9 protein-coding genes and 1 pseudogene are annotated in these 12,585 nt (G+C 66.1%); 5 read left to right on the plus strand and 5 right to left on the minus strand.

Going from position 1 to position 12,585, the window contains the following annotated elements; all coding sequences use genetic code 11:
- Together ACIQ09_RS19580 and ACIQ09_RS19585 are read left to right on the plus strand one after the other, a co-directional pair.
- The coding region (locus ACIQ09_RS19580; protein WP_398313671.1) for a TIGR02680 family protein at window positions 1-4,097 on the plus strand (4,097 nt) is incomplete at its 5' end.
- On the plus strand, window positions 4,094-5,374 hold the full coding sequence (locus ACIQ09_RS19585) for a TIGR02679 family protein (protein ID WP_398313673.1): 1,281 nt from the start codon (window positions 4,094-4,096) through the stop codon (window positions 5,372-5,374). The genes ACIQ09_RS19580 and ACIQ09_RS19585, both read left to right, overlap by 4 nt.
- A gap of 23 nt (window positions 5,375-5,397) precedes the next feature.
- On the opposite strand, the gene mnmE is transcribed toward ACIQ09_RS19585, so the two are convergent.
- The 5 genes from mnmE to rpmH all read right to left on the minus strand — a co-directional run bounded on the left by mnmE (window position 5,398) and on the right by rpmH (window position 9,201).
- Window positions 5,398-6,744, minus strand: coding sequence for a tRNA uridine-5-carboxymethylaminomethyl(34) synthesis GTPase MnmE (gene mnmE / locus ACIQ09_RS19590; RefSeq protein WP_398313675.1), 1,347 nt, complete (start codon window positions 6,742-6,744; stop codon window positions 5,398-5,400).
- Window positions 6,725-8,374 (minus strand): membrane protein insertase YidC, encoded by a 1,650-nt coding sequence (yidC, locus tag ACIQ09_RS19595; RefSeq protein WP_398313677.1) that lies wholly within the window; start codon window positions 8,372-8,374, stop codon window positions 6,725-6,727. Before yidC ends, mnmE begins: the two co-directional genes overlap by 20 nt.
- A gap of 50 nt (window positions 8,375-8,424) precedes the next feature.
- Window positions 8,425-8,634: a membrane protein insertion efficiency factor YidD gene (gene yidD / locus ACIQ09_RS19600; RefSeq protein ID WP_398313679.1), complete on the minus strand. Its 210-nt coding sequence runs from the start codon at window positions 8,632-8,634 to the stop codon at window positions 8,425-8,427.
- Window positions 8,631-8,990, minus strand: coding sequence for a ribonuclease P protein component (rnpA, locus tag ACIQ09_RS19605; protein ID WP_398313681.1), 360 nt, complete (start codon window positions 8,988-8,990; stop codon window positions 8,631-8,633). Before rnpA ends, yidD begins: the two co-directional genes overlap by 4 nt.
- A 76-nt stretch (window positions 8,991-9,066) precedes the next feature.
- Window positions 9,067-9,201 (minus strand): 50S ribosomal protein L34, encoded by a 135-nt coding sequence (gene rpmH, locus ACIQ09_RS19610; RefSeq protein WP_296407741.1) that lies wholly within the window; start codon window positions 9,199-9,201, stop codon window positions 9,067-9,069.
- Between the two features lie 307 nt (window positions 9,202-9,508).
- On the opposite strand from rpmH, the gene dnaA reads away from it, so the two are divergent.
- From dnaA to ACIQ09_RS19625, 3 genes and pseudogenes are all read left to right on the plus strand, one after another.
- Window positions 9,509-10,969, plus strand: coding sequence for a chromosomal replication initiator protein DnaA (gene dnaA / locus ACIQ09_RS19615; protein WP_398313684.1), 1,461 nt, complete (start codon window positions 9,509-9,511; stop codon window positions 10,967-10,969).
- Window positions 10,970-11,053: 84 nt separating this feature from the next.
- Window positions 11,054-12,160, plus strand: a complete 1,107-nt coding sequence (dnaN, locus tag ACIQ09_RS19620) for a DNA polymerase III subunit beta (RefSeq protein ID WP_398313686.1) — start codon at window positions 11,054-11,056, stop codon at window positions 12,158-12,160.
- 204 nt (window positions 12,161-12,364) lie between these two features.
- Window positions 12,365-12,585 (plus strand): annotated as a pseudogene (locus ACIQ09_RS19625) (hypothetical protein); the annotation flags it as partial.

The following is a 12,585-nucleotide window of genomic DNA, read 5'->3' on the forward strand; positions in this document are numbered from 1 at the left end:
AGCCCCGACGCGAGCGCTGGCAACCGCTGCGCCTGGGACTGGTCGAGCTGTTCCAGTACGACAGCGAAGAATTCTGGTTCCACGACGGCCATCTGTTACTTCGCGGCAACAACGGCACCGGCAAGTCCAAGGTGTTGTCACTGACCCTGCCGCTGCTGTTCGACGCGCAACTGCGTCCGTCACGGGTGGAACCCGATGGCGACAACGGCAAGAAAATGGCCTGGAACCTGCTGCTGGGCAGCTACCCACGCCGTATCGGCTACAGCTGGATCGAGTTCGGCCGGCGCGAACGCGACGGCCGCATGCACTATCTGACCCTGGGTGTCGGCCTGTCCGCGGTGGCCAGTCGGGCACAGGTGGATAGCTGGTTTTTCCTGATGGAAGGCGACGGCACGGGCCCGGACCCACGCATCGGCCAGGATCTGTGGCTGACCACCGCCCAGCGGCAGGTGCTCACGCGCGAGCGCCTGCGCGAAGCGCTGGGCGGCCGGGGACAATTATTCGAGAGTGCGCAGGGCTATCGCCGTGCGGTGGACGAAAGGTTGTTCCACCTCGGTGCGCGTCGCTACGACGCGCTGATGGACACCCTGATCCAGCTGCGCCAACCGCAGCTGTCAAAGAAGCCCGATGAGGCCGGCCTGTCCAACGCGCTGAGCGAATCATTGCCGCCGCTGCTGGCCGAGCTGCTAGCCGACGTGGCCGAGGCGCTGAATCAACTGGAAGAGGACCGCAAGCAGCTGGAAGAGACCCGCCGGCTAGAGCACGCCATTACCCAGTTCGAGCGGCGCTACCGCGGCTACGCCGGCATGCTTGCACGCCGTCAGGCGCGTGAGCTGCGCCAGGCACAGACCGGCTTCGACAATGCCAGCGAGGCACGAAACCAGGCCCAGACCCTACGTGAGCAGGCGCAGGAGGCGGAAGCCCATGCCAGCGCTGCACAAGAGCTCGCCAGGCAAGCCTGGGCCGCCGCACGCGCAAAGGTCGAAACGCTGCAGAGCGACCCGGCCAACCAGGACGCCAATCGCCTTGCCCAGGCAGAGAACGAGGCCAATCAACGCGCCAAGGCCGTGGAGCGCGCGATCAGCCACCATGACGCCGCCCACGGAACCCTGCAACGCGAAGCCCAGCGCAGCCAACAACGGTCCGGACACGCGGCACGCGCGCGCCATGAACTGGAGTCCACCCGCAGCCGCACCCTGCAAGCAGCGGAAGCCATCGGCCTGGAGGCAGAAGTTGTCGACAATCCGCTTCTGGCATCGAGTACCGAAGCCCTGGCTGAAACGCCACCAGACCCCCAGGCGACCACTGGCGCCCTGCGCAGTGCCTTGTCACGGCGCCGGCAGGACATCGCCCATCTCCGTCACCGCCATGCCGAGGTCGGCCAGCAGCAAGCCGTGCTGGTAAGTGCCCAGGGAATGACCCTGGCGGCCCGTAACGAACTGGAGGAGGCGCTTGCGCAGCGTGAGCGGGCCGACAAGCACGCCGAACAGACGGGCGAGGCCCTGGTGGACGCGTGGTCCGCACACTGCGGAGACCTGGTGCAGCTGCACCTCGATACCGACGACGCCTTGCGCAGACTGGCTGACTGGACACTCCGCCCCGAAGGCGACAACCCGGCGCAGATGGCACTGTCCGCAGCATGGCAAGCCACCCTGCACCACCATGCCCAGCGCCAGGCCGAGCACCTCACCCTGCGCGAGACCCTGCGCAAGCAGCGTGGAGAACTGGAAGACGAGCACGCGCGGCTGAGCGCCGGCGAGGCTGCAAGACCGCCCGAACCCGCCACCCGTGCCGGCGGCGTGCGTGCAGAGCGGCCGGGCGCACCCCTGTGGCAGCTGGTGGATTTTCATCCCCACCTGGAGGCGACCGAGCGCGCCGGCCTGGAGGCTGCGCTGGAAGCCTGCGGCCTGCTCGACGCCTGGATCTCGCCCGACGGCTCGCTGAGCGACATTCAGGGCAAACCCCTGCTGGATGCCAGCTGGCTCCAGCGCGGACCGGTGGCCGGCGCCAGCCTGAATGACGCGCTGCTCCCCGCCCTACCGGACAACTGCCCGGTGACAGCGCCAATACTGAGCGCACTGCTGGGCGGCGTGGCCTACGGTCCCGAGGATCCGCTTGAGGCCGAGAACTGGTTGTCGCCTGGTCGCTTCCGCATGGGGGCACTGGCAGGGGCCTGGCACAAGCCGGAAGCGTGCTACATCGGCCACAGTGCCCGCGAGCGCGCCCGTCGGCAACGGCTCGTAGACATCGCCACCGCCCTGGCCGCACTCGATGCGGCGGATGCGGAACTCGACCGCCAGTCCGCTGCGCTGGATGCCGACCGGCTGCAGGCCGAACGCGAAGGGCAGGGCGCACCGTCCGAACGGCCACTGCACGACGCCATCGCAGCGGCCACCTCGGCGGGGCGCGAAACCGATCGCGCCCGGCAACGGCTGGCGCAGGCCGAAAAACGTTACCGCGAAGACGAACTGGCCCTGCAGGCACTGCGCCAGCAAGTGTGGCGCGATGCGACCGATCTGCGCCTGCCACCCGAAGCCGAGCACCTGCCCGCGACCGAGAAGGCCCTGGAGCACTTCGACCAGGCCCAGGGACTACTTGTACAGGCCGCACTTGAATGGCAGCGCGCCTGGCCCGATCACCTCGAACAGCAGCAACGCACGGACGAGGCACGCCTGGCACTCGAACACGCCAAAGAAGCCCTGCTGCTGGCCGAGGAGCAAGCCGCGCAGGCACAGATACACTTCGAGACCCTGCGGCAATCTGTCGGCCAGCAGGTCGACGAACTACGACGCAAGCTGACGGCCGCTCTTGCCGAGCGCAATCACGTTGAGCGCGAGAACGAAAACTGCGTCAAGGCACTGGGCGAGGCACAGAAAGCGCATGCTGTCGCTGCCTCGCGCGCCGAGCAAGCCGAACAGACACTGTCCGAGCGCAACCTCATCCGCACTGAAGCTGCGGAGCGTCTGCGCCACTTCGCCGCCAGCGGCCTCCTGGTGTCCGCGCTGCCCGATCTGGAGCTGCCTGAGCACTGGAGCGTGGACCCGGCGCTGAACCTGGCCCGCCGCATCGAGCAGGCGCTGACCCACGTCGCCGATGACGAAGCCGCCTGGACTCGCATCCAGAAGCTCATCTCGGAAGACCTGAGCGAGTTGCAGCGCGGCCTGAGCGCCCTGGGCCATCAGGCCGTCTCCGAACCCAACGACTGGGGCATCACGGTCACCATCCAGTACCAGAACCGCAGCGAACGCCCGGATGCACTCGCGCGGCTGCTGGCCGACGACATCGCCCAGCGCAGCGAACTGCTGTCGGCGCGTGAGCGTGAGGTGCTGGAGAACCACCTGCAGGCCGAGATCGCGGCCGAGATCCAGCGTCTGATGCGTGCCGCCGACGAACGCGTCAACGCGATCAACGCCGAACTGCACAAGCGCCCGACCTCCACCGGCGTGCGCTATCGCCTGCAGTGGGAACCCCTGTCGGCCGAGGAGGGTGCGCCTGCCGGTCTGGAGAGTGCCCGCAAGCGCCTGCTCAACACCAGTGCCGATCTGTGGTCGGCCGAAGACCGGCGCACGGTGGGTGTGATGCTGCAGCAGCAGATTGCCGCCGAACGCGCCCGCGCCGACCAAGATGCCGAAGGCATAAGTCTGATCGACCAGCTGGCCCGCGCTCTGGACTACCGGCACTGGCACCGCTTCCGCATCCAGCGCCAGCAGGACGGCCAGTGGCGCAAACTGTCCGGGCCGGCCTCGAGCGGCGAACGGGCGCTGGGTCTCACCGTACCGCTCTTTGCCGCCATCGCCAGCTTCTACGGCCACGGAGGCAACCCGCTGGCGCCCCGGCTGATGCTGCTAGACGAAGCCTTCGCCGGCATTGACGATACAGCCCGCGCACACTGCATGGGGCTGGTGCGCGAGTTCGACCTTGACTTCGTCATCACCAGCGAACGCGAGTGGGCCTGCTACGCCGAACTGCCGGGCGTAGCGATCTGCCAGCTGCAGCGTCGTGAAGGCATCGACGCGGTGTTCGTCTCACGCTGGACCTGGGACGGCCGTGCCAAGCGCCTCGAAGAGGATCCCGACCGCAGATTTCCGCCCCCATGACATCCACACCGGACCCACGCCTGCAGCGCCTGCTCGGCGGCCCCAGGCTGGCCATGGTACGCCAGCGGCTGCGCCACCGTTTCGAAAATGCCGAACCCGACGCAGCACCCGCGCCCATCCGCATGGACGGACTCGACATCGCCACGCACGCGGCCTTGTGCCAGCTGACCGGCCGGCCCTCGCGCCCGGCGCGTTCAATGACACTGGACATCGCCGACCTTGATGCACGGTTGCGCGCCGCTGGCCTGGCCGATTCGTTGCGCCATGCACTGGAGCTGCTGGAAGGCCCGATCGTCCCGAAAGCCAGACTGCAGCGGGAGCTACAGGCCCGTTGGTCCGCACTACCCACCTTGACCAAAGCGGGGCCACGCCTGCGCGCCTGGCTCGATACACCAGCCGCCTTGACCTTGCTGAAGCGCCTGGGACGCGATCCCGAGCGCGCGGCACAATTGCTCGCCGCTGCCGACGCAGTGCTTTGCCGCCTGCCGGCGCAGGGGCAAGCACGTTCGCAGCTGGCTGCCGAAACACTGGGCGACGCCCATGCCCTGGATACCGCGCGGCCGGTGGCAAGCCTGGTGCTGGCGGCCTGGCGCCACCATGAAAGAAGCAGCACGGCCGACGCCGGGATGGATGAAACGCAGACCGATGCTGACCCGAGAGACAGGGAGCGTGCCGACGAACGCCGGCGCGAGGTCTGGGCCAGGGCAGGCATCCTCGTCAATGAACTGGCCCGCCCTGCGCTGCTGCTGAATCTGCCAGCGGCACCGGACGCCCCATGCACCTGGGTACCCGGTGAGCCCGGCTACCTGTCTTTACGGCAACTGCTGCGCCGGACCCACACCTGGCCCGTCGCCGGCCGCCGGATCTACGTCTGCGAGAACCCGAACCTCGTCGCCATCGCGGCCGACCGCCTCGGCGCCGACTGCGCACCGCTGATCTGTACCGACGGCATGCCGGCTGCCGCACAGCGCATCCTGCTGGACCAACTGGCCACCGCCGGCGCCCACCTGCACTACCACGGCGACTATGACTGGCCCGGCATTGCCATCGGCAACCACGTCATACGCACCTGGCAGGCGACCCCCTGGCGCTTCGGCCACGCCGACTACCTCGCGGCAGTGATGGCTGCTCCACCACGACCGCGCGATCTGGCTGCTTCCGGAATCGAAGCTATCTGGGATGTCGGACTGCGTGCGGCCATGGATACACATGGGCTGACAGTTGCCGAGGAGGCCGTCGCCGCCAGCCTCCTCAGCGATCTATGCCAGGATGGCTGAAGAAATCGAACAGGCCTTGAGCCTTACTTTCCGATGCAGAAGCGCGAGAAGATCACCCCGAGCAGGTCATCCGGGGTGAACTCCCCGGTGATCTCGTTGACCGCTTCCTGGGCCAGGCGCAGTTCCTCGGCCATCAGCTCGAGGGCATGGCGGGCGTCAAGGGCGGCCTCGACCCGGGCGAGCGCTTCGCGCAGGGCGATGAGGTGGCGCTCACGGGCGAGGATCACGTCTTCCCCGTGGCGGTGCCAGCCCGCCACCCGCAGCAACTCGGCACGTAGCAGTTCGACGCCCTGGTCGGCCTTGGCGGAGAGATAGAGGCTGATGCCGGCGGCGTCCTCGGTGCGCTCCGGCGAACGCGCCATCAGGTCCACCTTGTTGAAGACGGTGATGCGTTCGACGCCGGCCGGCAGGCGGGCATCAATGGCGGCATCGGCCTCGGTGAGACCGGCCCGCACGTCTACCAGGCGCACCACCACGTCGGCGCGCGCGATCTCCTGCCAGGTGCGGGCAATGCCGATCTTCTCGACCTCGTCGGTGGTGTCGCGCAGCCCGGCGGTGTCGATGATGTGGAGGGGAATGCCCTCGATCTGGATGGTCTCGCGCAGGGCGTCGCGGGTGGTGCCGGCGATGTCGGTGACGATGGCCCGCTCCTCACCGGCGAGGCGGTTGAGCAGGCTGGACTTGCCGACGTTGGGCTGACCAACGAGCACCACATGCAGGCCATTGCGCAGCAGGCTGCCCTGGCGGGCGCGGTCGAGGATGGCGCGCAGTTCGGCAGCGACGACCTCGATGCGCTCGAAGGCCTTGGCCTCGATCAGGAAGTCCACGTCCTCGTCGGGAAAATCGAGGGTCGCCTCGACCAGCATGCGCAGGTCGATCAGGCGCTCACACAGGCCCTGGACTTCGCGGGAGAAACTGCCGGTAAGGGAACGGACCGCCGAGCGGGCTGCTGCGGCCGTGGAGGCCTCGATGAGATCGGCAACACTTTCGGCCTGGGCCAGATCGAGCTTGCCGTTGAGAAAGGCGCGACGGGTGAATTCACCGGGCTCGGCGAGACGGGCACCCAGTTCGAGGCAGCGGGCCAGCAGCATCTGCATGACCACCGGGCCGCCATGGCCCTGGAGCTCGATGACATCTTCGCCGGTGAAGGAGTGGGGCGCCGGGAAGTAGAGGAGGAGGCCTTCATCGATCAGCCCGCCGCTGCCATCACGGAAACGGGCGAACTGGGCGATCCGGGCTTGCGGCTCGCGACCACCAAGGGCGGCCGCGAGCGGGGAGAGACTCGGCCCGGAGATCCGGACCACGCCGATGCCACCGCGCCCGGGGGCGGTGGCTATCGCCGCTATGCACTCACTCGGCCGGCTTGCCACCGGCCGCGATCATCCGGTTGATCTGCCATTGCTGGGCGATGGACAGGGTGTTGTTGACCACCCAGTACAGCACCAGACCTGCCGGGAACCACAGGAACATGAAAGTGAAGAGGATGGGCATCATCATCATCACCTTGGCCTGGATGGGATCAGGCGGCGCCGGGTTGAGCTTCATCTGGATGAAGCTGGTGGCACCCATGACCAGCGGCAGGATGTAGTACGGATCCTGCACGGAGAGATCCTGGATCCAGCCCAGCCAGGGCGCACCGCGCATTTCCACGACACCCAGCAGCACCCAGTAAAGAGCGATGAACACGGGGATCTGGATCAGGATGGGCAGACAACCGCCGAGGGGATTGACCTTCTCGCGCTTGTACAGGTCCATCATGGCCTGCTGCATCTTCATCTTGTCGTCGCCGTACTGCTCCTTCAGGCGCTGCAGGCGCGGGCCGAGGGTCTTCATCTTGGCCATCGACTTGTAGCTGGCGGCGGACAGGGGGAAGAACAGGGCCTTCAGGGCGATGGTGACCAGGATGATGGCCCAGCCCCAGTTGCCGGTGAGCTTGTGGAACCACTCCAGCACCCAGAACAGCGGCGCAGCGATGATGGTCAGCCAACCGTAGTCCACCACCAGGTCAAAGCCCTTGGCGAACTGTTCGAGGCGGCTCTGCTCCTGGGGGCCGGCATACAGCGGCATGGACAGCTTGCCGCTCTGGCCCGGGGCAATGGCCGCCACCGGCACGATCACGCCAGCAGAGTAGAGATCGGAGCTCACCTGGTTGGCGAAGAACTCGCGCTCGCCCTCGGCGGGCGCCCAGCCGGCCACGAAGTAGTGCTGCACCATTGCCGCCCAGCCGTCGGAGGCCTTGGTGACGAACTTGGCTTTCTTGGAGGCGACATCCTCGAAGGAGACCTTCTGGTACTTCTCGGCTTCGGTGTAGAAGGCCGGGCCAGTGAAGGTCTGCACGCCGAAACCACCGGGCTGCTCGGCCGGCTTGCCGTCACGGGTGAACTGGAAGTAGGCGTGGGGCGCCAGGGATGCCGCGCTGCCGTTGGCGATCTCGTAGCTCACATCGGCCACGTAGCTGCCGCGCCGGAAAGTGATCAGCTTGCTCACCTTGACCCCATCGGCGGTGGCCGGCGCGTCGAGGCGCAGGGTCACGGCATCCTCGCCGTCCTTCAGCTCGAGGCTGGAGGTGGCCAGGTTGAACAGGGTCTTGTGATTGGGCAGACCGTTGCCGATCAGGCCGGTCTGGGCCGCATAGTTGTGCTTTTCCCCATTGTCGAAGAGCACGTAGTTGCGCTTGGCATCTTCGGAGGACTTGTGACGGGTCAGCTCGAGCCGGACGATATCACCGCCCTGGGCCGAGACTTCCGCCACCAGCACATCAGTGCGGATGACGGCCTTGGGGACCACCACCGCCGGCGCGGCCGCCGTGGCACTCTGGCCCGGCAGGGCAGGGGTGCCGGCTGCCGCAGCGCCCGGCGTCGGCGTGGGTACGCCGGCTGCAGAATCGGCAGTCGCGGCAACGGCCGGTACCGGGGGCTTGTTGTGCTTCTGCCAGCCGTCCCACAGCATGACCAGGGAAAACGAGAAGACGAGAAGGAGGATCAGGCGACGGTTGTCCATCGGAGTCAGTGTCAGGAAGGAGTTGGGGCGGAAGGGTTCGGAAGCGCTGCTCAGGGTACCGGATCGTAGCCACCACCGCTGAACGGATGGCAACGGCACACGCGCCGCGCGGCCAGCCACGACCCCTTCAGGGCGCCATGGCGTTCGACCGCCTCGAGGGCGTATTCGGAACAGGACGGCACAAAACGGCAGTTGCGTCCCAGCATGGGGCTGATGGCGTAGCGATAGAAGCGCACCAACGCCAACAGGACTTGCTTCATTTAGCCACCCCTTGCTTGGGCAGGCGTTCAAACAGAGCGAGCATGTCTTCGCGCAGGGAGCGTTTGCTTACGTCAGCAACCTTGGCCGACAATCGTAACACCAGATCGTAGGCCGGCAGGCTTGCACGGGCATGACGAAACACGTCACGACCGATGCGCTTGAGCAGATTGCGCTGCACCGCCCGCTTGGCGAGCTTCTTCGCCACCACTACACCAAGCCGGGCCGTGTCGGCCTGACCAGGGCAGTAGTGGAGAGCGAAGTAACGCCCGCGAACGACACGCCGAAAAGCAAAAACGGATGAAAATTCATCCGTTTTGTGCAGTCGCAAAGACGCGCCGAAGCCGAATCCTGCCAAGTGTTCCGCTTCATCCGACGGGCCATTGGTGCCGCCTGCCGGGGAAGGAATTTCAGGATCGGCCTGAAGGCGAGCCTCAGACGGCGAGGCGATGACGGCCCTTGGCGCGGCGAGCGGAGATGACCTTGCGACCGCCACGGGTGGCCATGCGAACCAGGAAGCCGTGGGTGCGCTTGCGACGGACGACGGACGGTTGGTAAGTACGTTTCATTTTTCGTGCCCGAAAAGTTGAGTCAAACGCGCAATTTGATAGGTTAACCCACTGTTTGTCAAGCAGGTTTTATCCACCCCTGGTAAACACCCGCCTGTATGCGTGCATCTGCAACTTCCCACAGGCCCATCGGCCGTACCTCCGGCACCACCTGAAGCTGTGGATAAGTCCCCTCCGCGCAGGTACAATACGCGTTTGGCCAGACGCCCCCCGCGCGCGAATCTGGCCGCTCCGGCCCCAGGCCTGAGTTCGCCGGAAACATATATCCGGCGCGCGTTCTGCACTCAGAAACCACCCGCCCAATATCGTGCCCGAAGCCTCATCGTCGCCCCAATGCGCTGCGTTCTGGACGCATTGCCTGAACTGTCTGGAGCAAGAGTTGCCCGCCCAGCAGTTCAAGACCTGGATCCTCCCCCTGCGTGCCGAAGAGCTTGCCGGTGACGACGGAGCCGGCATGCGTCTGGTGGCGCCGTCCAACTTCCATCGCCAGTGGCTGCGTGACCGCTACCTGCGCCGCATCGAAGAGCTGGGCGAGGAATTCTTCGGCGGCCTGCCGACCATCGAAGTCAGCCTGGCCCCGGCCGGCGGCCTGCGCCGTGCCAGCCCGCCGCCGCCCAGTGCACCCGCACCGGCCAGCGCGCCTTCGGCCCCCAGCTCCAGCAGTGCCAACAGCGCAGCGTCGGCGCCTGCGGTGATCCGCAGCACCGCGGCCGAAGCGCCGGTGTCCGCCGACACCGCCAACTACGACAAGTCGCGCCTCAACCCCGACTTCACCTTCGACACCCTGGTTACCGGCCGCGCCAACGACCTGGCCCGCGCTGCCGCCCTGCAGGTGGCCCAGAACCCGGGCGTGTCCTACAACCCGCTGTTCATCTATGGCGGCGTCGGCCTGGGCAAGACCCACCTGATCCACGCCCTCGGCAACACCGTGTTCAAGGCCGACCCGCGCAAGGTCATCCGCTATGTGCATGCCGAGGACTACTACGCCGACGTGGTGCGCGCCTACCAGCAGAAGTCCTTCGACGTCTTCAAGCGCTACTACCGCTCCCTCGACGTCCTGATCATCGACGACATCCAGTTCTTCAATAACAAGAACCGGACCCAGGAAGAGTTCTTCCACGCCTTCAACGCCCTCACCGAGGCCAAGAAGCAGATCATCATCACCAGCGACACCTACCCCAAGGACGTCCAGGGCCTCGAAGACCGCCTGATTTCCCGTTTCGACTGGGGCCTGACGGTGCAGATCGAGCCGCCCGAACTGGAGATGCGCGTCGCCATTCTCAAGAAGAAAGCCGAAGTCGAGCGCATCGCCCTCAACGAGGACGTGGCCTTCCTGATCGCCAAAAACCTCCGCTCCAACGTGCGCGAGCTTGAAGGTGCCCTCAAGAAGGTGCTGGCCTTTGCCCGCTTCCACGGCAAGGAAGTCACGCTGGAAGTGGCCAAGGAGGCCCTCAAGGATCTCCTCAACGCCCACAACCGCCAGCTCACCGCCGAGTTCATCCAGAAGACCGTGGCCGACTACTACAAGATCAAGGTCGCCGACATGCACTCCAAGAAACGCACCCGGGTCATCGCCCGGCCGCGCCAGGTGGCCATGTTCCTCGCCAAGGATCTCACCCCCATGAGCCTGCCGGCCATCGGCGAGGCCTTCGGCGGCCGCGATCACACCACCGTGCTGCACGCCTGCCGCACCATCGCCGAACTGCGCCTCGGCGACACCCAGCTCAACCACGACCTGCACGTTCTCACCCAGGTGCTGCGCGGCTGATGAAACCTTTCGCCCCCAAGATTGCCGGACGGACGCCCGCTGCACGCGCCTGCCCCTGTAAATAAGATACGGAGACCTGAGTCCATGCTGCTTTTCACTGCGCCCCGCGACGCCCTTCTCGCCCCGCTGCAATCGGTGTCCGGCATCGTCGAGAAACGCCACACCCTGCCCATCCTCTCCAATGTCCTGATCGAGAAGAAGGGCGACGCCCTCACGCTTCTCGCCACCGACATCGAGATCCAGATCCGCAACAGCACCCCCGCCACCCTCGGCTCGGATGACGTGGCCATCACCGTCGGCGCCCGCAAGCTGCAGGACATCCTGCGCGCCCTGCCCGACACCGCCGACGTCAGCCTCACCCTCGACGACAAGCGCATCACCCTGAAAGCCGGCAAGAGCCGCTTCCAGCTGCAGACCCTGCCCGCCGCCGACTACCCCCGGCTGGCCCCGCCCGAAGGCGAAGGCGTGCACTTCACCACCACGCAAAAAGCCTTCAAGAAGCAGCTCGCCCTGGTGCAGTACGCCATGGCCCAGCAAGACATCCGCTACTACCTCAACGGCCTGCTGCTGGTGGTGGCCGGCAACCTGCTGCGCATGGTCGCCACCGACGGCCACCGCCTGGCCTACGCTGCGTCCCCGCTGGTCGGCGACTACGCCCGCACCGACGTGATCCTGCCGCGCAAGACCGTGGTCGAACTGGCCCGCCAGCTGGCCGACTCCGACGACCCCCTGGAAGTCACCCTGGTGGGCAATCAGATCGTCTTCCGCTTCGGCACCATCGAACTGATCTCCAAGCTCATCGACGGCAAGTTCCCCGACTACGAGCGCGTCATCCCCCAGGGCCACCCCAAGTTGGTCAAGGCCAGCCGCCTAGCCCTGCTGCAGTCCCTGCAACGCGCCGCCATTCTCACCAACGAGAAATTCCGCGGCGTGCGCCTGATGCTCTCCGAAGGCAGCCTCAAGCTCGTGTCCACCAACGCCGAGCAGGAAGAAGCACTGGAAGAACTGGAAGTCGACTACACCGGCGACAGCCTGGACATCGGCTTCAACGTCACCTATCTCGTCGACGTGCTCACCAACGTCTCTGCCAACGAGATCGAAATCCGCTTCAACGACGGCAACGCCAGCGCCCTCTTCGGCCTAGCCGAAAACGCCGATTTCAAGTACGTCGTCATGCCCATGCGCATCTGACGGCGCATGAATAAACCTACTGCGCACGCCGATCTCGCGATTCCGGTGCTCGCCGTACTCCAGTACGGCTCCGCTCCTCATCGCGACCTCGACGCGCTCGCTACGGTTTCTTCACGCGCCTTGACTCTTTGTCCTTGAAACAGAAACGACAAAGCCGGCAGGCAACGCACTTCGCCGGAAACCATTAGCAGAACCGAGAACGCCATGTCCGATACGCCGCAACAACCTGCACCCGCCGACAACTACGACGAATCCAGCATCCAGCAGCTCGAAGGGCTGGAGGCCGTGAGGAAGCGCCCGGGCATGTACATCGGCGACACCTCCGACGGCACCGGCCTGCACCACATGGTCTTCGAAGTCGTCGACAACGCCATCGACGAAGCCCTGGCCGGCCACTGCGACGACATCGTCATCACCATCCACGC

This window comes from Zoogloea sp. (assembly GCF_044344315.1).
In the GTDB taxonomy this organism is placed as follows: Bacteria; Pseudomonadota; Gammaproteobacteria; order Burkholderiales; family Rhodocyclaceae; genus Zoogloea.